Annotated in this window: 17 protein-coding genes; 15 read left to right on the top strand and 2 right to left on the bottom strand. The window is 74.9% G+C overall.

Annotation, left to right across the window (positions count from 1 at the left end):
* Positions 1-203: 203 nt before the first annotated feature.
* The gene (locus ACFYNX_RS29360; RefSeq protein WP_365541756.1) at positions 204-1,046 is read left to right on the top strand and encodes a helix-turn-helix transcriptional regulator; all 843 of its coding nucleotides are present in this window, start codon (positions 204-206) and stop codon (positions 1,044-1,046) included.
* Complete coding sequence (locus ACFYNX_RS29355; RefSeq protein WP_365541754.1) at positions 1,028-1,240, top strand: DUF397 domain-containing protein; 213 nt, start codon at positions 1,028-1,030, stop codon at positions 1,238-1,240. Before ACFYNX_RS29360 ends, ACFYNX_RS29355 begins: the two co-directional genes overlap by 19 nt.
* Before the next feature lie 155 nt (positions 1,241-1,395).
* Here ACFYNX_RS29355 and ACFYNX_RS29350 read toward each other — a convergent pair whose 3' ends face one another.
* The gene (locus ACFYNX_RS29350; protein ID WP_388665647.1) at positions 1,396-2,760 is read right to left on the bottom strand and encodes a hydrolytic protein; all 1,365 of its coding nucleotides are present in this window, start codon (positions 2,758-2,760) and stop codon (positions 1,396-1,398) included.
* A 205-nt stretch (positions 2,761-2,965) separates the two neighbouring features.
* Here ACFYNX_RS29350 and ACFYNX_RS29345 point away from each other — a divergent pair, with 205 nt between their 5' ends.
* The 4 genes from ACFYNX_RS29345 to ACFYNX_RS29330 all read left to right on the top strand — a co-directional run bounded on the left by ACFYNX_RS29345 (position 2,966) and on the right by ACFYNX_RS29330 (position 10,053).
* Positions 2,966-3,688: a LuxR C-terminal-related transcriptional regulator gene (locus tag ACFYNX_RS29345; protein ID WP_365541750.1), complete on the top strand. Its 723-nt coding sequence runs from the start codon at positions 2,966-2,968 to the stop codon at positions 3,686-3,688.
* A gap of 181 nt (positions 3,689-3,869) precedes the next feature.
* Entirely contained in the window at positions 3,870-7,103 is a 3,234-nt protein-coding gene (locus ACFYNX_RS29340) for a hypothetical protein (RefSeq protein ID WP_388665645.1), read from the top strand.
* Complete coding sequence (locus ACFYNX_RS29335) at positions 7,100-7,813, top strand: DUF4255 domain-containing protein (protein ID WP_125667323.1); 714 nt, start codon at positions 7,100-7,102, stop codon at positions 7,811-7,813. Before ACFYNX_RS29340 ends, ACFYNX_RS29335 begins: the two co-directional genes overlap by 4 nt.
* An 8-nt stretch (positions 7,814-7,821) precedes the next feature.
* Positions 7,822-10,053, top strand: a complete 2,232-nt coding sequence (locus ACFYNX_RS29330) for an AAA family ATPase (protein WP_388665846.1) — start codon at positions 7,822-7,824, stop codon at positions 10,051-10,053.
* A 61-nt stretch (positions 10,054-10,114) separates the two neighbouring features.
* Here ACFYNX_RS29330 and ACFYNX_RS29325 read toward each other — a convergent pair whose 3' ends face one another.
* Positions 10,115-12,280 carry a DUF4157 domain-containing protein gene (locus ACFYNX_RS29325; protein ID WP_388665642.1) on the bottom strand — a complete coding sequence of 722 codons (2,166 nt, stop codon included), beginning with the start codon at positions 12,278-12,280 and terminating at the stop codon, positions 10,115-10,117.
* Between the two features lie 290 nt (positions 12,281-12,570).
* On the opposite strand from ACFYNX_RS29325, the gene ACFYNX_RS29320 reads away from it, so the two are divergent.
* The 9 genes from ACFYNX_RS29320 (at position 12,571) to ACFYNX_RS29280 (ending at position 21,917) form a co-directional block, all read left to right on the top strand.
* Positions 12,571-14,130 carry a phage tail sheath family protein gene (locus ACFYNX_RS29320; RefSeq protein ID WP_388665641.1) on the top strand — a complete coding sequence of 520 codons (1,560 nt, stop codon included), beginning with the start codon at positions 12,571-12,573 and terminating at the stop codon, positions 14,128-14,130.
* Between the two features lie 46 nt (positions 14,131-14,176).
* Positions 14,177-14,617, top strand: coding sequence for a phage tail protein (locus ACFYNX_RS29315; protein ID WP_121833625.1), 441 nt, complete (start codon positions 14,177-14,179; stop codon positions 14,615-14,617).
* A complete protein-coding gene (locus tag ACFYNX_RS29310) occupies positions 14,614-15,123 on the top strand; it encodes a hypothetical protein (RefSeq protein WP_388665640.1) in 510 nt (169 codons plus the stop codon). Before ACFYNX_RS29315 ends, ACFYNX_RS29310 begins: the two co-directional genes overlap by 4 nt.
* The gene (locus ACFYNX_RS29305) at positions 15,120-15,278 is read left to right on the top strand and encodes a DUF6760 family protein (protein ID WP_163014002.1); all 159 of its coding nucleotides are present in this window, start codon (positions 15,120-15,122) and stop codon (positions 15,276-15,278) included. The genes ACFYNX_RS29310 and ACFYNX_RS29305 overlap by 4 nt, the downstream gene beginning before the upstream one ends.
* Positions 15,279-15,447: 169 nt before the next feature.
* Positions 15,448-18,516, top strand: coding sequence for a hypothetical protein (locus tag ACFYNX_RS29300; protein WP_388665638.1), 3,069 nt, complete (start codon positions 15,448-15,450; stop codon positions 18,514-18,516).
* A 29-nt stretch (positions 18,517-18,545) separates the two neighbouring features.
* Positions 18,546-18,971, top strand: a complete 426-nt coding sequence (locus tag ACFYNX_RS29295) for a phage tail protein (protein WP_121833617.1) — start codon at positions 18,546-18,548, stop codon at positions 18,969-18,971.
* Between the two features lie 55 nt (positions 18,972-19,026).
* Entirely contained in the window at positions 19,027-19,749 is a 723-nt protein-coding gene (locus tag ACFYNX_RS29290) for a LysM peptidoglycan-binding domain-containing protein (RefSeq protein ID WP_125667707.1), read from the top strand.
* A complete protein-coding gene (locus ACFYNX_RS29285; RefSeq protein ID WP_388665635.1) occupies positions 19,746-21,566 on the top strand; it encodes a VgrG-related protein in 1,821 nt (606 codons plus the stop codon). The genes ACFYNX_RS29290 and ACFYNX_RS29285 overlap by 4 nt, the downstream gene beginning before the upstream one ends.
* Positions 21,567-21,599: 33 nt before the next feature.
* Positions 21,600-21,917, top strand: coding sequence for a PAAR domain-containing protein (locus tag ACFYNX_RS29280; protein WP_125667705.1), 318 nt, complete (start codon positions 21,600-21,602; stop codon positions 21,915-21,917).
* Positions 21,918-21,924: the final 7 nt, after the last annotated feature.

Genomic DNA, 21,924 nt, shown 5'->3' with positions numbered 1-21,924 from the left:
GGGTTCACTCCTCGTGGGTCGGTTCCGCCGTTTCACGGACCCGTTGACGTGCGCTGGATTACGCTGCGTAGTCCAGGTGTGACGAGGATGTGCCCGGACGCGGGTGGGCCGGGTGTGGACGCGGGAGTACTTCCGCGGCGTACGACGCCGGTTCCACATCTTCCACGCCGCCCATCGGTACGAACCGTTCGGAGGGGAGCCCCATGCCGCAGCGACGAGTGGTCAGCGGCCGGAGCCAGGAGCCGCGCCAGCGGTTCGCGGAGGAGCTGCGGATACTCCGCACCGGTCGCAAGCTGAGCCTGCGGCAGCTCGGCGAACGGGTCGGCTGGGACTGGTCCCTGTTCGGGAAGATGGAGAAGGGCGAGACGCTGGGCAGTCCGGACGTCGTCCAGGGCCTGGACACGTTCTACGAGACGCCAGGGCTGTTGCTGGCGCTGTGGGAGCTGGCGGCGGGGGACAAGTCGCAGTTCAAGGAGCGGTACCGGCGGTACATGACGCTGGAGTCCGAGGCGGTGTGCCTGTGGCACTTCGGAGTGAGCGCGCTGCCGGGACTGTTGCAGACACCGGAGTACGCGCGGGAACTGCTGGCCGCGGGCGGTTACAAGGGCAAGGAGCTGGAGCAGCAGATCGAGGCGCGGATGGGTCGGAAGGCGCTGCTGGAGGGAGAGGACGCGCCACCGTTCCGGACCATCCTGTCGGAGGCGGCTTTGCGTACACCGGTGCAAGACGGGCAGGGGTGGCGCGCGCAGTTGGATTACCTGCTGGAGATGTCCGAGCAGCAGAACATCACTGTGCACGTCCTTCTGCAAAGCGCGGGAGTACACGGACTGGTCGGCACGGAGACGTGGTTTCTGCGTCTCATGAACGGTCGTCCGGTGGCTTACACGGAGAATGCCCACAGCGGCGAGCTCATCGAAGAAAGCACGATGATCGAGCGCATGCAGCGTGCCTATGATGTGGTGCGCGACATGGCCCTGTCCCCCGCTGAGTCGCGGAAGTTCATCCTGCGCATGTTGGAGGAAGTGCCGTGCGACCCATCGATCTGAGCGACGTAGCCTGGCGCAAGAGCAGCTACAGCAACCCGGACGGCGGTGCGTGCGTCGAGGTCTCCGACGACTTCGCCCCCCTCGTCGTCCCCGTGCGCGACAGCAAGACCCCGCACGGCCCCGCCCTCGTGTTCCCGGCAGGGGGCTGGGCCTCCTTCGTCGCGGCGGTCAAGGGCGGGCGGCTGGACGGCTGAGCGCACACGCACACCGGCCCCCACGAACCTTCGGGTTCGTGGGGGCCGGTGCTCGTTTCGAGACCTGGTCTGGCGATTTCAAGCCGAAAGGAAAGCCGATCTTTACATCTGCGATCGACGGCGACCGATAATGAAGCGGACAGGTAACGTCCGATTCATTCGGTGCTGCTGAGCGCACCGCTCACGTTGACGACCTCGTGGCACTCCCGCGCCTGCTGTCCCGTCGCGGGCGTGCCGGGCTTCGCGCAGGTCACGTCGATGGTCACGGTGTCCTTCGCGCCGATCCTGATGGGGGTCACCCAGTGGTAGTCCTGGTTGCGGAAGGTCTCCAGCGCGATCGTGGTGATCTTCCGGTCGCCGAAGGTGATCGTCATCACCCCTTCGTCGCCCTGGAAGTTCGCGACCACAATGTCCGTGATCCCGAAGACGGTCTTCTCGGGCACGGTGTACGTCCCGGTCCTGCTCTGCCCGCCGCCCGTCTTCAGGTCGATGGTGGCCGAGCTCTGCTGGCCGGCCCCGGTACCGGTCCCGGTGCCGCCCGTCGAGCCTCCGCCGCCGGTCGCACCGCCGTCCCCGCCGCCCGGTCCGGCTCCCGTCCCCGGCTTCTGGCTGCTGCCGCCGGACGGGCGGCCGGTCTCGCCGGTGCCGGAGGACGCTCCGTCCGTACTGCCCTCGGACGGCACGGGGCGGGGCTGGACCGCCGCGGTGGCCGCCTCCTTGGCGGCGCTGCGCACGGCCGGCCGGACCAGGGTGAACCAGGCGATCAGCAGCGCGAGCAGCGCGGCGAGCAGGATGAGCAGCCACTTCGGGAAGATCGGTATCTGGACGAACTCCGCGTCCAGCGTGGACCCGGCGGGGGGCTCCTCGGGACGGTTCTCCGTCTCCGTCCGTTCGCCGGTCTCGCGGGCGTCCACGGTGAACGGCCACACCACGGGGTCGCCGAACCACACCGGGCTGGAGGTGCGGACCCGCAGCCGGAGCTCCTTCGACTCGCCGGGCTCCAGAGCCAGTTCCGCCGGTGCGAAGGCGAACCCGAGCTCCTCGCCGGCCTGTCCGGGCGTGAAGCCGACCCGTACCGGGGTGTTGCCCTGGTTGCGGACGGCCAGCAGGTAGCGGCCGCGGAGCCAGCCGCGCCGGCGGCGCGGCGACAGCTCGGTCCGCAGCTCGTGGAACCCGCCGATCAGGACGACGGTTTCGAGGACCCTGACCGACTCGGGGTGCTCGGTCGGCAGGATCCGTACGCCGAGCGGCATCTCGCCCGCCCGGACCTCCGGCGAGCGCGGCGGCGCCAGACGGAGCGTCACCGTCTCGGAGGTGCCCGGATAGAGGGAGACCCGTTCGGGCTCCACGGTGGTCCATTCGGCACCGTCACCGACGACCTTCAGGTCGTACGCCTCGACGATGTCGCTGTCGTTGCGGACGGTCAGGGTGGTGGTGGCGATGTCACCCGGCGTCACCGACACGGCCGGGATGTCGAGGCCGGGCGCACCGGGACCGGAGGGGGCTGCGGAAGGCGTCACCCGCCCCACCGTAGGAGCCGCGCGAGACCGGCACGAGGCACGGGAGGGCAATGTCCGGGCAGCGACGCTGCCCGGCAAGCACAAGTCAACTCTCCGGTAACAATAGATTCCTAGCCTGGAGAGCCGCCTTCCGCGCGCAGCCGGCCCGTGGTCGTCTCGCGCCGTGTTTCCCTACCCCCCACCGACTCACGAAAACAGGTGTCCCATGCTTCGTACGGAGGAGAAAGGCCCGGTCACGGCTGCCGGCACGGCACACGACGCCGTCCGGGGCCACCCGGTCCACCGCGCCTCCGGTCCCGGCCGTCCGCCCCGGGTGACCGTGGCCGTCTACGCCGCCGACCCCGTCCTGAGGGTCGGCGTCGTCCAGCAACTGCGCCAGCGCCCCGAGGCCGAACTGGTCGACGACGCGGACGCGGAGAGCGCCCAGGTCTCCCTGGTCGTCGTGGACGGCCTCGACGACGACGTGACCGCCCTGCTGTCCCGGCTGCGGTACAACGGCGCCACCCGCGCGGGCCTCGTCATCGGCACGCTCGGCGTCGGCGGGCTCCAGCGCGTCATCGAGTGCGGCGTGTCGGCGGTGCTGCGCCGCTCCGAGGCCGACCAGGACCAGCTCGTCCACCTGGTCCTCGCGGTGGCCAACGGCGAGGGCGTGCTCCCCGGCGACCTGCTCGGCGAATTACTCGGTCACGTCGGCAGCCTCCGCCGCTCGGCCCTCGACCCCGGCGCCCTGTCCCTCTCCACCCTCACGGCCCGCGAGGCGGAGATGCTGCGCCTCGTCTCGGAGGGCCTGGACACCGCGGAGATCGCCCGCAAGACCTCGTACTCCGAGCGGACCGTGAAGAACGTCCTGCACGAGATCACCACGCGCCTCCAACTGCGCAACCGCGCCCACGCCGTGGGCTACGCGCTGCGCAACGGGCTCATATGACCCTTCCGCCCGGCGCACCTCCCGGTGGTCGGCGCGGCGGCCGGGGGAAGGCCGCGCTGCCCCAAAGCGCACCCCACGCTTCCCCCGGGTACGGTCCCGGGGCCCTGCCCCCGTGCGCCCCGCCGGTGCAGGGTGGCGGGGGCACCTCCCGGTGCCGCACCGGACTGCGAAGGGCACCGTGATGGAAACCGCTGGCCCCGGCGGACGGCACCGCCTGGGGAGACTCGCCTCGTCGCTCCTGCTCCTCGTCCCCCTGCTCGGGGCGACGGGCGCGGCCGGGCCGGACGGCACCGGGACCGGCCCGGTCGTGGCGGCCGCCGCGGACACCACCCGCATCGCCTACGCCGGCACCGGCCACCGCAGCCTCGGCGAGCCCGAGTCCGCCGAGTCCAGCACCCCGCTGTTCGGGCCCGGCCCCGCCCACTACGACACCGATCCGTCCGCCCTCGGCGACCGGCTGGTCTTCGCCAGCCGCCGCGACGAGAAGCACCCGCAGATCTACCTGCGGAACGCCGACGGCTCGGTCCTGCGGCTCACCGGCGGCATGGACGCGGCCCACCCCCGGCTCACCCCGGACGGCGGATCGGTGCTCTTCGACGCGGCCGAGCCGGTCGGCGGCCCCCTGCGCGACCTGTGGCTGGTGCGCACCGACGGCACCGGCCTGACCCGGCTGACGGACACGCCCGCCGCCAGCGAGGAGGACCCGACGGTCTCCCCCGACGGGAGCCGGATCGCCTACAGCAGCGACGCCGACCCCCTCGCCGGGCGGCAGGTCTACGTCCGGGACCTCGCGGGCGGCGCCGCCACCCGGCTCACCGGCCCCGCGAACGGCACCGCCTCCGAGCCCGCCTGGAACCCCGTCGACGACGACGTCAACCGCCGGTGGATCGTCTACACCTCCACCACGACCGAGGACGGGCGGACCGTCCGGCGGCTGCGGATCACCGACGGGACCACCGACGAACCGCTGTTCGCCGGCGCCTACGCGAACTGGCGCGGCCACGGGGCGGCATGGCTGCCCGACGGGGACAACCTGGTCTTCCTCAGCCCCGAGACCACCTGCACCTGCGAGGGCGACTACGACCACGTCTTCCGGTCGGTCGTCCACTCCGACCAGGAGCCCTCCCTGGTGCTCAACGAGGACCGCGACGTCCTCTCGCCCACCTGGCTCGGCACCGCCGACGGCGGCCACGCGGTCGTGGAACGCTCCTCGGGGGCGACCTCGCACACGGTGACCCTCCAGGACATCCGCGCGGACGGCTCCGACCCGCGCGACCTGGTCCGCAAGATCCTCCGCGAGGACCCGGCGGCCGACACGAACACCGACCCCGCCAAGGACCCGCTCTTCCGGCCCGCCGCCCCGTACGACCCGTGGACCGAGCGGCAGAACTACACCCCCGACGGGCGCCGCATCGTCCTCACCCGCTTCGAGGGCCCCGACGCCGCGCGGATCGAGCGGATCTGGACGGCCGACGCCGACGGCACGAACGAGGCACCGATGCCGCTCGCCGGGCGGGGCGAGCGGGACTGGGACACCGACCCGACGTTCTCCCCGGACGGCACGCGCCTCGCCTTCACCCGCACCTCGCCCGGCGGGGTCGGCGAGGCCGCCGGGGACAGCCGCATCCTCGTCGCGGAGGTCGCCACCGGCCGCATCACCGGCGAGGTCGTGCCCCCGGCCGGTCAGCTCCGGGGGCAGGACGCCCAGCCGACCTGGTCCTCCGACGGCACCACCCTGGCCTTCACCCGGAACGCGGTGATCGACGGGGGCGGCGGCAACAAGCACGTGTGGACCGCGTCCGTCACCGACCTGACCCGGCAGCGCGACCTGAGCGCCGCGAACTGCCCCGGAGCCTGCGCGGTCATCGACGACAGCCCGGCCTTCTCGCCCGACGGACGCACCCTCGCCTTCAACCGCAAGAACGGCGGCGGCCGGATCGACGAGCGGAACGGCCTCCTCCTCACGTCCGTCTCCGGCGACACCTGCCGGGTCCTGCTGCCCGCCGCCGCCCGCGACCAGGCCGGCGCCTGCGGCCGGGACCTGCCCGACACCACGGTCACCGGACCGCACCAGCCGCGCGACGCCGCCTGGACCGCCGACGGCAAGCGCCTGGTGTTCAGCTCCCGGGCCGGGGCCGCGGTCAACAGCCCCGAGAAGCTGAACGTCCTGGACGCCGGCTCCGGCGCCGTCACCCCGCTCACCGCCGGACTCGCGGGCCGCCAGAAGGAACCCACCGTCCAGCAGTCCGTGGACCTCGCCCTCCGCGCGCCCGGCACCACGCCGGAGGTCACCGTCGGCGGCTCCGCCACGGTCACCGTCGACGTGGTCAACAACGGTCCCGCCGCCTCGCCCGGCACCCGGCTGACCGTCGCCCCGCCCGCCGGCGTGCGGATCACCGGGATCACCCCGCCCGGCGGCGCCTGCGACGCCGCCTCCCTCCAGTGCGACCTCGGAGTCGTCGAACCCGGCACCACCGTCCCCGTGGACGTCACGCTCACCGGCGTCACCGTCGGCGACGCGCCCCTCGACTGGTCGGTCACCGGTACGGTCCTCGACCCCCAGCCCGGCGACAACGCGGGCCGGACCGTGATCCCCGTACGCGAGGCGCCCCCGACCCCCACCCCGACGCCGACCCCCACTCCTACGCCGACCCCGACCCCCACTCCCACTCCCACTCCGACGCCGTCCCCCACCCCGACGCCCACGCTTCCTCCGGTCCCCACCACGACCCCCGTCCCGACCGTGCCTCCGCAGCCCCCCGCGCCGAAGGCCGGACCCGGCGTGCGGATCACCGTCCAGCCCGAACCGGGCTACGTCGGCGGGCGCGTCGTCGTCACGTACACCGTCCGCAACGGACGCAACGCCCTGGCCACCGGGCTGCGGCTGGCGGTCGGGCTGCCCGCGGGGGTGCCCGACGGCGGGCTCCCGGCGGGCTGCGACCGGAACCGGGTGTGCGCGCTGCCCGACCTCACGCCGGGCACGAGCACCGTCGTACGGGTCGTGCTCAGCCCGCGGAAGGCGATGACCGGCCGGGTCACCGCCGTGCTCACCACCACCGGGACGGACGCCGACCGGAGCGACAACACCGCCCGGGCACGGCTGCGCGTCCTCCAGCCGCGCATCGTCGCGGTCCCCCCGATCGGCAAGCCCGGATTCGTCACCTCCGTGCGCGGCCTGGACTTCCCGCCGGGCGTCCCGGTGCGGTTCACCTGGAACCCGGGGATCACCGCCGCCGCCTCGCCGACCTTCCCCCAGGCCGACGGCACCTTCATCGGACAGCTCCTCATCCTCGCCAAGGACCAGACCGGGCCGCGCACCATCACGGCCGCCGGACCCGGATTCTCCCCGGTGAAGACCGACTTCCTGGTCGTCAGCGGCACCGTGCAGCCGCCGGACGGGGTGACCCGCCGGTGATCCACGAGGTCGACGAGGGCCTCGGACGGCTGCTCTCCGCGAGCGGCCTGGAGGCTTCGGGGATCGAGGTCGTCTTCGACGCCCCCACCCGGGACTGGGCGGCGCGCCGCAGCGCCCCCACCGTCTGCGTGTTCCTGTACGACATCCGCGAGGACGCCCTGCGGCGCGGCTCGGGAACGGGCGAGGTCTACGACGGGGACGGCCACCTCGTCGCGCGCCGCTCCCCGCCGCGCTGGTTCCAGCTCACCTACCTGGTGACGGCGTGGGCCAACCGCCCGCAGGACGAGCACCGGCTGCTGTCCCAGGTGCTCGCCGCCCTCGTCGCCCAGGACGCGCTCCCCGCGCCGCTGCTCACCGGCTCGCTGGCCGAACTCGGCCTGACCGTCGGCCTGGAGACCGCCGGGGCCGGCATGGACGCGCCGGCGGCGGCCGACGTGTGGTCGGCCCTCGGCGGGGAGATGAAGGCCTCCCTCGGGCTGCGGGTCCGGGCCCCGCTCGCCGGGGTGGACAGGGCCACCGCGCCGCCCGTCACCGAAGGGCTCGTCGTGCGCTCGGCCGCCGCCCGCGACGGCGCGGCCGAGGAGGGGGACCCGGGCCGCAGGCTGCGCTACACCGAGGTCACCGACCCCGGCCGCGACGGCTTCACCGGACCCCGCGAGCGCCCGCCCGCCCCGGCCCGGCGCCGCCGCAGGGGGGACCGCCAGCCGTGACGTACACCGTGGAACCCCTGACCGACGGTGGTCCCGGCACGGGACGGCACCGCGAGCCGGACGCCCTGTGGACGCGGCTCGGCGCCGTCGAGGCGCGCGTGCGGGAGGCCGTGGCGGCGCGCCGCGCCCTCGACCCCGACCCCGACGACCCCTACCGGGGCCAGTACCTCACCCCGGAGGCCGCCGCGCGGATCCTGGACGAACCGGGCGGCCTCGACCTGCCGGGGGCGTGGCTGGAGCCGGGACCGGGGACGGGGTGGGAGTCGGGGCCGGAGCGGGAGCGGGAGCGGGAGCCGGGATCGGGACCGGAGCCCGAGCCGGGACCGGCGCGGGAGCCGGAGCCGGGGGCGGAGGCCGGGCCGGGGCCGGAGCCCTGGCGGCCTCCCGCCGGGTCCCTCCTCGACGGCCTGGTACGGCGGTTCGGATTGACCCCGCTCGATCTCGACCTGCTCCTCGTCGCCGTCGCGCCGGACCTGGACGCCCGGTTCGAGCGGCTCTACGGCTACCTCAACGACGACCTGACGCGCCGCCGGCCCACGCTCGGGCTCGCCCTGGAACTGTGCGGACTCGGCGGCGCCTCGCCCGCCCGGTTCCGGCTCGCCCCCGGCGCGCCGCTGGTCGACCACGGCCTGGTGGAGGTCACCGAACCCGAACGGCCGCCGCTGTCCCGCGTCCTGACCGTGCCCGACCGGATCACCGCCCACCTCCTGGGCGACGACCGGCCCGACGCCCGGCTCGCCGGGGTGCTCGACGAGGTCCGCGAGGACCCGACCGCCGACCCGGCGGACGTCCGCCGCGCCGCCTCGGCGGCCACGACCGGCGTCGGGCTCGTCCACCTGCGCGGCCGCGGCGGCGACGCCGAGGGCCTGGCCGCGGCCGCCCTCGCGGCGGCCGGGCTCGGCGCGCTGGCCCCGGACGCGGCGGCACTCGCCCGGCGCCCGGCCGACGTGCCCGCGCTCGCCCGGGTGCTCGCCCGCGAGGCCCGGCTGACCGGCTCCGGCGTGGTCCTCGGCCCGCTGACCGACCTGCCCGGCGAACCCGCCGAACGGGCCCGCGTCCTCGCGTCGCTGTGCGCCGCGCTGCGCGGCCTCCCGCTCCTCACCCACGGCACCGCCGGCTGGGACCCGGCCTGGGCGGCCGACACCCCCGTCGTCCTGGACGTCGGGGCGCCCACCCCCGAGCGCCAGGCCGCCCGCTGGCGCCACGCCCTCGACCGGGCCGCCGGCGACGGGGGCCCCGCGATCGGCGACACCGGGGAACTCGCCCGGGCCGTCGCCGCGCACCGCCTCGACTCCGGTCAGCTCCGCCGGGCCGCCGACGCGGCCGTGCGGACGGCCGCCCTGGACGGCCGGGCGGTGGAGCCCGACGACCTGCGGGCCGCCGTACGGGCGCAGAACGGCGCGGGACTCGACCGGCTCGCCCGCCGGGTGGAGCCGGGCGTCGGCTGGGACGACCTGGTGCTGCCGCCGACCACCCACCGGCGGCTGCGCGAACTCGCCCTGCGCGCACGCCACCGCGAGCGGGTGCTCGGGCAGTGGGGCATGCGGCCCGGCGGCGGCCGGGGCCGCGGGGTCGTCGCGCTGTTCGCGGGCGAGTCCGGCACCGGCAAGACCATGTCGGCCGAGGTCGTCGCCGCCGACCTGGGCATGGACCTGTACGTGGTGGACCTGTCCACGGTCGTCGACAAGTACATCGGGGAGACCGAGAAGAACCTGGAGCGGATCTTCACCGGGGCGTCGGCGGTCAACGCCGTCCTCCTCTTCGACGAGGCCGACGCCATCTTCGGCAAGCGCTCCGAGGTCAAGGACGCCCACGACCGGCACGCCAACATCGAGTCGGCGTACCTGCTCCAGCGCATGGAGTCGTTCGACGGGATCGCGGTGCTCACCACCAACCTGCGGGCCAACCTCGACGAGGCGTTCACCCGCCGCCTGGACGTGGTGGCCGACTTCCCCGTACCGAACGCGGAGCAGCGCCTGGCGCTGTGGGACCGGTGCCTGGGCACCCGGCTGCCCCGGGGCGACGACCTGGACCTCGCCTTCTGCGCCGACCGCTTCGAACTGGCCGGCGGTTCGATCCGGGCCTGCGCGGTCACCGCGGCCTACCTCGCCGCCGAGTCCGGCGAGCCGCTCAGCATGGGGCAGGTGGTCACCGCGGTCGCGCAGGAGTACCGCAAGCTCGGACGGCTGGTCCTCGCGGGCGAGTTCGGGCCGTACCTGGCGCAGGCCGCGGGGGCCTGAGCGGGGCCCGGCCGAGGGCTCGAACGGGGCCCGGTCCGCCGGACCGGGCCCCCGCGGCGACCTACAGATCCATCATCTCGGCCTGGTGCGCGCCCCGGCCGCCCGCGGCGGGCGTCGCCGCCATGTCGGTGGCCGCCGCCCAGATCCCCCGGCTCTCCTTCGAGGGGACCGTCGCCAGGTTGGCCTTGCGCGCCTCGTCCATGATCGTCTTGAACATGCTCCAGAGCTGACCGGGACTGGTGGCCCGCGTGGTCAGCCAGCGCATCTCGACCGGGGCGCCCTTCTGGCCGCCGATGTGCGGCACGATCAGGTCGTTGGGCTCGTCGGACTTCGGCAGGGCCTTGCCGGGCGCGATCACCGGGAAGTCCTCCGTGCCGTTGAGGAGGCTGTCCAGCATCTGCGCGGTGTTCCCCACCCCGGTGGCGCCGTGGCCGTACGCCGGTCCGGCCGGGTTGGGGGTGTTCGCCGGATACCTCGACAGGTGCTGCTGCCAGTGCGCGACGCCGGTCTCCGGGATCTCGCTGTGGAGCCAGGCCGCGAGCTGCCGCAGGACGTCCTGCCCGACGACCTTCTCGCGCAGCGCGTCGGTGGTGGCCGTCCCGCGCAGGCCGCCCAGATTGGCCAGCTTCAGCAGGAACGGCACGGCGTTCTTGGTGGAGGCCGTGGGCCCGCGCACCCCCGCCTCGATCATGGCCGAGCCGACGGCGTACGACAGTCCGAGGGCCAGGGTGCCGGTCAGGGCCGCCTGGTCACCGCTCTCCAGGCCGGGCAGGAGCTTCGGCACGACGTCGGAACGCAGGCGCGGCACCGCGCGGTTGATCGCGGCGGCCGCGTCCCGCCAGCCGTCGGCGATGTGCTCCTTGCCGGGGGCCCGGCGCGACTCGTGGTCGACGTCGGCCTGGAAGTTGTAGAGCGACGGCAGCCCGGACGGCAGCACGCCGAGGGTGGCCTGGACGTACATCTCGGCCTTGATGTCGTTCTGGAAGGCCCTGATCGCCGCCTGGACCTTGGCGTTGCCGAACAGCTCCGGGCCCAGCCAGTCGCGCAGGGCCGCCAGCGGGGTGCCGGTCGCGGCGACGGGCGAACCCGGCACGGCGAAGGCGTTGTTCTTCGGGTCCTGCCCGAAGATCGCCTCCACGTGCGCGTCGATCCGGTCGGCGACCTTCTTGACCGCCGCGTCGGATCCCGGTGCCATCTCGTCGAACGGCGCCGTGACGTACTCCAGGTTGCTCATCGACGAGGCGAGCTGCCCGGACGCCACCGGCTGCCCGCCGTCGCCGGTCAGCTCGGAGAGCACCGCGTGCAGCACCCGGACCCGGCGGGCGAGCGAGTTGTGGTCGGTGAGGATCGTCAGGTTCTCCTCGCTCATCACGGTGGCCGCGTAGGGGAACCCGCCGTGGAAGAACCCGCCGAGGTCCGTCCCGGGCGTCCGGCCGCCGACCGTGTTCAGACCCGCCGGGGCGTGCTGCCCGAAGCTCGGCACGCTCAGCTCCACCTCGAAGCCCACCAGGCGCTGCACGGCGTCCGGGTCGGCCGAGCGGTGCACTTCACCGTGTCCGTGGTCGTGTCCGTCGCCCGCGTGGTGACCGCCGTGCGTGTCGTGCCCGTGGTGCCCGGGGCCGTGGTCCTCGACGGCGCGGGCCACCGGCACCGGCCCGGAGAGCACCCGCCGGGCGTTGCTCTCCGCCTCCCGCTCGAAGCGGTCGCCGGGGTCGCTGATCCGCAGCCCGTCGCCGCGGTCGGTGCCGGACACGGGGCCCCGGCGCTGCTGGACGACGTGGGTCAGCTCGTGGGCCAGGGTGTGCTTGTCCCGGCCGCCCTCGCCGAGGACGACGTGGCTGCCCGAGGTGTAGGCGCGCGCCCCGATGGCCCGCGCCGAGCGGGCCGCCGCGGCACCCGTGTGCAGCCGTACGCCGGAGAAGTCCGTGCCGAACCGGGACTCCATCTCCGTGCGCACCGGACCGGCCATCGGCTTGCCCGCCGAACCCAGCACCTCCCGCACCCCGGTGTCCTCCCGCTCCGGGGCGGGCGCGGGCGCCACCCTGCGGGCGATCATGCCGGCCACCGCGGCGTTGCCCGCGCTTCCCTGGGCCGCACGGAGCGCGCCGGCCGTGAGCGGGGGCGGGACGGCGGCACCGGTCCCGGACGCCTCCCGCCGGGCCCCGGACCGGTCGCGCGCCGGCTGCCGGTCCCCGGTCCCTTCGGCGCGCGGCCTGGAAGTCCGCACCTGCTGCCTCCTCGTCGGCGCCCGTCCTGCGACTCTCCAGTGCACCGGCGGCGCCGGCGGCGCGTCCAGGGACGAACGGGCAGCGCGGGGGCAGTCCCGGGTGACGTCCGGGCGGTCGGTCCGGACCGTCCGTAAAGGCAGAAGCGTTGCCCCCGGGCAGGTCCGCAGGTCCCTGCCGGTCCGGCGGCGGGCCGAGCAGACTCGGCCTGGACACAGGTCGCAGCGGGGCCCGGACACAGAAGGCCTGGACACAGGTGACCGCAGGACCGCAAGGACGCTAAGGAGCGAGCATGCCGACGTACCTCACCCCGGGCGTGTACGTGGAGGAGGTGCAGTCCGGCGCCAGGCCGATCGAAGGGGTCGGCACGGCCGTCGCCGCGTTCGTCGGCTTCGCCGAGAAGGGCCCGTTCCACACCCCGACCCTGGTCACCGGCTGGGACCAGTACACGCAGACGTTCGGCGGCTTCACCGAGGGCACGTACCTCGCCCACGCGCTCTACGGCTACTTCTCCAACGGCGGCGGCGCCGCGTACGTCGTGCGCATCGGCGGAACGGCCGAGACCGGCGCCCGGTCCGCCGACGCCGACCGGCGCGACCGGGAGACCCCGGCCGTACGGCCGGTGGAGCTCGGCGGCTTCCTGATCGCGGCCAGGCCGGGCGTGACCGGGGTGTCGGTCGAGGTCGCCGACGCCGAGGGCGAGAACCCGCCGGAGGACCGCTTCCGGCTCCTCGTCCGCCGGGGCGACCAGATCGGCGAGACGTACGAGGCCTCCGCCCGCAAGAACGTCAAGGGCTACCTGGCCACCCAGGCCCGCTCCTCCGAGCTGATCGAGGTCACCGAGCAGCGCGGCGTCCCCCAGACCCGGCCCGCCTCCCAGACCGTCGCGGTCCCCGACGCGCCCGGAGCCCCCGCCGTCCCGGCCTCCGCCGACGCGGCCCGCATCGACCCCGCCGAGTACGTCGGCGACGCGGCGGCCCGCACCGGCTTCGGCGGCCTGGAGACCATCGACGAGATCACCATGGTCGCGGTGCCCGACCTGATGGGCGCCTACCAGCGCGGCGACATCGACGCCGAGGGCGTGCGCACCGTGCAGCTCGCCGTCATCTCGCACTGCGAGCAGATGGGCGACCGCGTCGCCGTCCTCGACACCCCGCCCGGGTTCAACGCCCAGCAGGTGCGCGCCTGGCGCATGGACGAGGCCGGGTACGACTCCCGGTACGCCACCCTCTACTACCCCTGGGTGCGGGTCTTCGACCCGGCCCTCGGACGCAACACGACCGTCCCGCCGAGCGGCCACATCGCCGGCGTGTGGGCGCGCAGCGACGCCGAGCGCGGGGTGCACAAGGCGCCCGCCAACGAGGTGATCCGCGGCGCGGTCGACCTGGACATCCGCCTCAGCAAGGGCGAGCAGGACCTGCTCAACCCGATCGGCGTGAACTGCGTCCGCGCCTTCCCCGGTCGCGGCATCCGGATCTGGGGCGCCCGCACGCTCTCCTCCGACCCGGCCTGGCGCTACCTGAACGTGCGCCGGCTCTTCAACTACCTGGAGGAGTCGATCCTCCTGGGCACGCAGTGGGTCGTGTTCGAGCCCAACGACGACCGGCTGTGGTCCAGCATCCGGCGCAACGTCACCGCGTTCCTCACCGAGGAGTGGCGCCGGGGCGCGCTGTTCGGCCGGACCGCCGACGAGGCGTTCTACGTGAAGTGCGACCGCGAGAACAACCCGCAGGAGTCCATCGACCAGGGCCGCGTGGTCTGCGAGATCGGCGTCTCGCCGGTCAAGCCCGCCGAGTTCGTGGTCTTCCGGCTGGCCCAGTTCTCCGACACCACCAGCCTCATCGACGAGTGACCCGCGGGTCCCGGTCGGATACGCAAGGAAAGGTTGACAGACAGTCATGGCAACGGGCGATGCTCTTTCCACCCACGTCTTCGGCGTGCAGCTCGGCGGATACCTCGTGGAGTCCATCCAGGAGATCAGCGGCTTCACCGTCGAGGAGGACGTCGTAGAGGTCAAGCAGGTCACCGCCGAGGGCAAGCAGATCATCCGCAAGCAGCCGGGCGCCCGGCAGGCCGGCGAGATCACGATCACCCGGGGGCTCGACCAGAGCAGCGAGTTCACCAAGTGGATCAAGGAGACCCTGAACAACGGGGCCGTGAACTCCGCTCGGCAGAACCTGACGATCGAGATCAAGGACACCGAGGGCAACACGGTCCGCCGCATCCAGCTCATGCAGGGCTGGGCGTCCAAGTGGGAGGGCCCGTCGCTGAAGGCGGGCGAGTCCTCCCCGGCCACCGAGTCCGTCACGATCGTGTTCGAGGAGATCGTCGTCGAATGAGGCGCCGCACCGTGACGGCGGGCAACCTGGAGGAGATCCTCCAGCTCACGTCGCCCGCCCAGGCGCCGGAGCAGCAGGCCGCGCCCCAGGCCCCCGTTCCCGCCCCGCCGCCCCCGCAGCACCGGGAGGGCGGCGGGCTGCGCACGGAGTTCGAGTTCGAGCTGCCGCGCGGCTACGTGGACGAGGCGGGGACCGTGCACCGGCACGGCTCCATGCGCCTCGCCACCGCCCGCGACGAGCTGCGGCCCCAGATCGACCTGCGGGTCAAGGAGAACCCGGCCTACCTGAGCGTGGTCCTGCTGAGCCAGGTGATCACCCGGCTCGGCAACATCACCGACGTGCACGCCGGGATCGTCGAGCGGATGTACGCCACCGACGTGGCGTTCCTCCAGGACTTCTACCGCCGCGTCAACAGCGAGGGGCACACCCGCGCGGCGGTGACCTGCCCGCACTGCGAGGGCGGCTTCGAGGTCGACCTCTCGGGTGGGCGCCTGGGGGAATCGTGACGTACGCCCTTCCCCGCCTCCGGGAGGAGATCGCGTACATCGCCTACCACTTCCACTGGCAGCGCGAGGAGATCCTCGACCTCACCCACGGCGAACGGCAGCAGTGGGTGGCCGAGATCGCCCGTATCAACACCCGCATGAACGAAGGCGGTTGAGCACATGGCATGGCGGGACAGGCTGCGCCGCCGCGCCGGGACGGCCGGCCGGCCGGGCGCGGGACCGGACGCGTCCGGCGGGTCCGCGGGTCCGGGTGCGTCCGGTGGGTCCGCCGTGCCGGGCGGATCCGGTGATTCCGCCGGGCCGGGCACGTCCGGCGGTTCCGCCGTGCCCGGTGACTGGGACGGCGGCTGGCGCCGCGCCGCACCGCAGCCCCTCACCCTCTCCCGCGCACCCCTGGGCGTGAGCGACGGCCTCGCCTTCCGCGCGGGCCTCGCCGCCTGGCAGAACCCGTCCTTCGACGGCGGCATGGGCCACGCCCTGCTGCCCACGGCACCCACCGGCCTGGTCCACGGGATGACCCGCCCGGCCGCGCCCCACGCCACCGACTCCGGTGGGGGGCCGCTGCTGCTGCGGGCGGTGCGCGCGGGGGGAGCCGGGGCGGAGGCGGACGCCCCGGGCCCGGAGACGCGGCTTCCGTCGGCCTCCGGGAAGTCCGGGACCTCGAAGGCTCCGAAGACCCCCAAGGCGGCTCCGAAGGGCTCCGAGGCCCCCAGGACACCGAAAGCCCCGAAGGCCTCGAAGACCCCGGAGACCCCGGAGACCCCGGATGCCTCGAAGGTCCCGGAGACACCGAAGGCTTCGAAGAGCCCCGGGACCCCGAAGGCCCCTGGAGCCTCGAAGACCTCGACCGTCCGGCCGTCCGCCCCGGTGGTCCGCCCGTCGCCCGGTGGCGCGAACGGCACCGCCGACTCCCCGGAGCGGCGGAGCCCGGACGGCCGCCCGCCGAGCCGTGACCTCTCCACCGCGACGTCCCCGGCGGTGCTCTCCGCGCCGGCGCCCGCCGTCCAACGGGCCGTCGCCCCCTCCGACGCCGGCCGGTCGCCGGTCGCGGCGCCGATCCCGCTCGTCCGGCGGGTCGCGGTGGTCCCCGTGGCCCCCGGTGCGCGGGACACGTCCGTGCGCGGATCCGCGACGGGTACGGCGGGGAGGACCGTGACGGAGAAGAGCGCGCCCCGGAAGGACACGGCGGAGAAGGGTGCCGTGGCGAGCGGGGCACCGGGCGGCGAGCGCCCGGAACCCTCCTCCCGTCCCGTCGTCCGGCCCCGTCCGGTCGGGCCCCGCCTGACGGTCGCCCGCCGCGTGCCGGGGGACGCACGCCAGGTGCCCGCGCTCCGGCCCGCCGCACCGGCGGCCCCCCGCCGGGACGGTGCGGCGGTGGTCGCCGACGCCCCCGAGGCCGTGGCACCGTCCCGTTCCTCCACCGCCGGGGCCGAGGGCCCCGGCCGGACCGCTCCGGGCCCCGCCGTCCAGCGCGCCGCCACCCGAACGGTCCTGGGTCCTCCGCTGGCCGAACTCCCCTCGTCGGCTGTCCCGTCGGCCGGGAACGTTCCCGCCGGTCCGGGGCTCCCCTTCGTCCAGCGGCAGGCCGAGGACGCTCCCCGGAGCGCGACCGGCGTTCCCGCTCCGAGCGCGGACCCGGTGTCCCCCCGCCGTTCCGGAGCGCGGGCGCGCGGCGGCCTGGGCGCGCCCCTGTCCGCGATGCCGCCCAGCGCGGGACCGCCCGCCGGTTCCCCGGCGCCCGGCGTCCGGCCCGGCCGTCCGGCTCCCGGACCCGCCGTCCAGCGCGCCCCGGCCCCCTCCTCGCCCGCCGGGGGACGTCCCGCACCCGGTCCGGAGACCGCCGCGCCCCACGCCCCCCTGCTGGGGACCACCGACGTCCAGCGCCGGATCACGGACCGCCCCGCGCCCCGGGGCGACGGCTCCGCGGACCGCTCCTCGGACGGTGCCCCCGCCGCCCGCGCTCCGGGCCCCGCCCTGCCTCCGGTGACGCCGTCCGGGACCGCACACCCCGCGCCGCAGGCCCCCGCCGGTCGTGATGTCGTACGGCCCGACACGGCTCCCACCGGTCCCGGCCCCGTCGACGACCGACGGCTCGCGGGCCCCGCCGGTCCCGCCCCGGTCGTCGTGGCCCGCGCGGTGTCCGGACCGGGTGCGAGTGCCCCGGGCGCGGCCTCCGCCGGCGACCGGCGGGGAACAACCGGACCGGCCGGAACCCCCGCACCGAAGGCGACCACCGGACCGCCGGAACCCGTCCGGACCTCCGCCGCGCCCACGTCCGCGCCCACGTCGGGCCCGCGCTCCGCCGCCCCCGCGCCCGGGGTCTCCTCCGGCTCCGGCGCCCGCCCCGCGACGGCCGCGTCCGGCGAGGGCTCCCGGGCCTCCACCGCGCGTGCCCGGCGTCCCGGGACCGCGTCCGTGCCGGTGGCCCGCCGTACCCTCGCACTGCTCCCCGGCCGCCCCCTCACCCTCAGCACCCGGACCCCGGAGGGCCTCGCCCCGTCCGCCGCGTCCCGCCCCGCGAGTGGTCCCCCCGTGGTGGCGGCGCGCTGGAGCACGGCGCAGGACGCTCCGGGCGGCGCCTCCGACCGGCCCGCCCGCACGTCGCCCCCGGGCGGCGGAGCCGCGCCGGAACCCGTACGGCGAACCGCGCCGGCCCCCGTACAACGAGCCGCGTCGGAACCCGTACGGCGAGCCGCACCGCACCCCGTACAGCCGACCGCCTCGGCGCCCGCCCCACCGCCCCGGGGCGCACCGGCACCCAGCGCGTCCGGCCGCTCCGGCGCGTCCGGATCCGCCGTACCGCCGCCGTCCGTCCAGCGGGCCGCCACGGCGTACGGACCGCCGCGCGGCGACGGGGAAGCGGGGACCGGCGCACCGACCGCCGTACGGCGGGTCCCGGTCGTCAGGCCCGTACCGCCGGGCGGTGGTACGTCCGCCGCGACGACGGGTTCACCGGCCCGGCCCCTTCCGGTCGCGCCCCCGCAGGCGCCCCCCGTGGCGGGCGGCCCACCGGCGCCGGTGTCTCCCGCGCCCGGCGCGGCCGTTCCCGTGGTGCGGCCCCGGGCCGCGGCACCGGGCGTCCGGCCGGCGTCCGGCGCCGCGCCCCAGATCCAGCGCGCCGTACCGGACACGGGCAAAGGCCCGTCCGCGACCCCCGCCGCACCGGTCAAAGAGGTCCCCGCGCGCGGGAAGCAGACGCCGTCCCCGGCGTCGGCCGGCACCGGAGGGAGCGCCGGGCGGAACACCGGCCGGAGCGCCGGACCGGCGCAGGACCCCGGCCTCGACCTGGACGACCTCGCGCGGCGGCTGCTCGACCCGATGGCCCGCCTGCTCCGCACCGAACTGCGGCGCGGCCGGGAGCGCACGGGTCGCCCCTACGACGGACGCCGCTGAACGCACGGCGCGGAACGGATGACGGACCGATGACGGACAACATCTTCGCGAGCAGCGTGTTCTTCCGGCTCGCGATCGGCGGCAACGACCTGGGCGCCTTCCACACCTGCTCCGGCATGGGCGCCGAGGTCGAGATGGAGAGCTACGCGGAGGGCGGCAACAACGGCTTCACCTGGCAGTTGCCCGGCCGGGTGACCTGGTCGAACATCACGCTGACCCGGCCGGTCACCGCCGACACGGCGAAGATCGCCCGCTGGCTCGACGAGACGCTGAAGCGCGTGGAGCCCAAGGACGGCGAGATCGTGGCCCTCAGACCGGACCTGAGCCGGATCATCAGTTGGCAGGTGTTCGGGATCGTCCCGGTGCGCTGGCAGGGCCCCTCCTTCGACCCCAGCAGCTCGCAGGCGGCGGTGGAGACCCTGGAGATCGCCCACGAGGGACTCCGGCCCTCCTGACGCGCCCCCGCCCCCTCCACACCACCCGCCAGTTCCCCGGAAAGGAACCCCCGTCATGTCCCCAGCGTCCCGAGCCAGCCGGGCCAGGGCCCAGCTCACGCTGAAGGAGCCCCCGGCCTCCGTCGGCGCCAAGCCCGGCGGGACGCTGGCACGCCTCGACCTCCAGTTCAACCCCTCCACTCTGGAGCTGCGCAAGACCACCGAGTGGCGGCGCTCCCCGTCCCGGATGGCGGAGGAGTCCTCCCTGCCCGAGTTCGTCGGCAGCGGCCCGCGCGAGCTGAGCCTCGAAGTGTTCCTGGACGCCACCGCCACCCACGACAACTCCGTGGAGCAGGCCGTGGAGAAGCTGATGAAGGCCTGCGTCCCGACCAAGGCCAGCCTGGGCCGCAAGAAGCCCGCCAGCCCCTGGGTGCGGTTCGAGTGGGGCAGCGCGCGCACCACGTCGTTCGACGGCGTGCTCTCCAACCTGTCCGTGTCGTACACGCTGTTCGACGTGGACGGCAAGCCGCTGCGGGCCACCTGCCGGCTCTCCATCGAGGAGGCGAGCGTCGGCCCCGCCGGGCAGAACCCGACGTCCGGCGCGCGCACCGGACGCAGCACGCACGTCCTCGTGGCCGGCGACAGCCTCGCCCTGCTGGCCTGGCGGGAGTACGGCGACGCGACGGCCTGGCGGGTCATCGCGGAGGCCAACGACATCGACGACCCGATGGCGCTCGTGCCCGGCACCGAACTGGTCGTGCCGGCGCTGAGCGACGCGGGCGCGGGGGAGGAGCGATGACGGGCGGCGCGCGCGACGGCCGGTCGTTCGCGGCGGACCCGATCGTGGAGACGCCCGGCGAACTGCCCCCGGTCTGGGCGGCCCAGTTGGTGAGCTGCGTGATCGACGAGAACGTGGGGCTGCCGGACGCGGCCGTGCTCACCTTCCGCGACCCCGACCACGAGTTCCTGCGCAAGACCGGCATCACCATCGGCACCCCGCTCCGGGTCTCCGTGGTCACCGTGACCGGGCAGGCCCGCGAGCGGCTCTTCGACGGCGAGGTCACGGCCCTGGAGGCGGACCGGGACCGCACCGGTTCGTTCACCGTGGTGCGCGCCTACTCCAAGGCGCACCGGCTCCAGCGCGGCCGGAAGGTGGTGGCCTACCGGAACATGACGGCGGCGGCGATCGTCCGCAAGGTGGCCGCCGGCGCGGGTCTGGCCTGCGGCACCGTCGAGGCCGCGCCCGTCACCTACAAGCAGCTCTCCCAGGCGAACGTCTCCGACTGGGACTTCCTCCAGTTCCTGGCCGCCGAGAGCGGCGCGCAGGTGCGCGTCGACGACAAGGGGCTGCTCCAGTTCACCAGGCCGAAGAAGGCGTCCGGGGCGCCCTCGCCGTCCACCTCGGCCGCCCGCGACCCGCTGGTCCTGGAGTACGGGCGCAACCTCCTCGCGCTGCGGGCCTCCCTGTCGGCGGCGGACGGGGCGCAGCAGGTGGAGGTGCGCGGCTGGGACGTCACCACCAAGCGGCCCCTGGTGGCCCGGAAGCCCTCGGTCGACAGCGACACCGTCGTGCCGGGGCTGAGCCCCGCGTTCGCCGCCCGGTTCGGTACGTCGAAGCTGACCGTCACCGACACCCCGTACCGCACCCAGGCCGAGACGAAGGCGGTCGCGGACGCGGTCGCCGGACAGGTCAGCGCCGGGTTCGGCGAGCTGGAGGCGCTGGTCGAGGGCAATCCGACGCTGCGCGCGGGCAAGCCCGTGGCGCTCGGCAACGTCGGCGGGGCGTTCTCCGGCAAGTACACGGCGACGGCGGTGCAGCACGTCCTCGAACCGCACGGCGGCTACCGCACGACGGTGTGGGTGAGCGCCAGCCCCGACCGCTCCCTGACCGGTCTGGTCACCGGCGCCAACGCGCCGTCCCGCGGGCCGCGCATGCCGGGCCTGGCGATCGGCGTGGTGACGGACGTGCGCGAGACGGGCGGCGCCGAGAGCGGCTCGGTGCGGCTGCGGTTCCCCTGGCTGGACGACACCTACGTCACCGACTGGGTGCGCACGGTCCAGTGGGGCGGCAAGGGGGGCGGCGGCGTGGTGAGCCCCGAGGTCAACGACGAGGTCCTGGTCGGCTTCGAACAGGGCCTCCTCGACAGCCCGTACGTCATCGGCGGGCTCTACAACGGCGTGGACAAGCCCTCGCCGCACGACGTGCCCCTGATCGACAAGACCACCGGAAAGGTCAACCGCCGCTCCCTCGTGTCCCGTTCGGGCCACCGCGTGGAGCTGCTCGACGCGCGGGCGCCGGGCCGCTCCGGAGTGCGGCTGATGTCCGCCGACGAGCGCCTCGAAGTCTTCCTCGACGACCGGCGGGACCGGATCGAGATGACGGTGTACGCGGGGAAGAACCGGCAGGTGCTCAGCTCCTTCGTCATGGACAAGCGGGGCATCACCGTGGACGCGGGGCGCGGGAACGTGAGCGTGTCGGGCCGCAACGTGGACATCAACGGCCGGGTCGGGGTGAAGATCGGCGGCCGCACGGTGGACGTCAGCGGCGCCTCGGGCGTCACCGTCGACGGCGGCCTGCTCGCCACCCTCAAAGCCAGACTCGTCCGGATCAACTGACCCCCACCGGAAAGCTCGTGAAAGGAGCTCCGCATGCCCGCCGCGGCCCGTACCGGCGACCCCACCGACCACGGCGGGGTCGTCGCCACCCCGCCGCCCGCCGCCGCGAGGACGGTGGCGACCGTCCTCATCGGCGGCCGTCCCGCCGCCGTCACCGGCAGCCTGCACACGTGCGTGGTGCCGCCGCACGCCGCCCTCGGGCCCGCCAACGTGATCCTGCCCAACCCGGCCGGGCTCGTCTCCGGGCAGGTCCTCATCGGCGGACTCCCGGCCGCGCGCGCCCGCGACAGGACGGCGTGCGGCGCGACGATCCTCACCGGGGCGTTCAACGTGCTGATCGGGGGCGTGTGATGAACAC

The sequence above is a fragment of the Streptomyces sp. NPDC007872 genome, assembly GCF_042868165.1.
GTDB lineage: Bacteria > Actinomycetota > Actinomycetes > Streptomycetales > Streptomycetaceae > Streptomyces.
The sequence above is the reverse complement of the archived record's forward strand: the minus strand, read 5'-3'. Positions and strand labels throughout refer to the sequence as shown.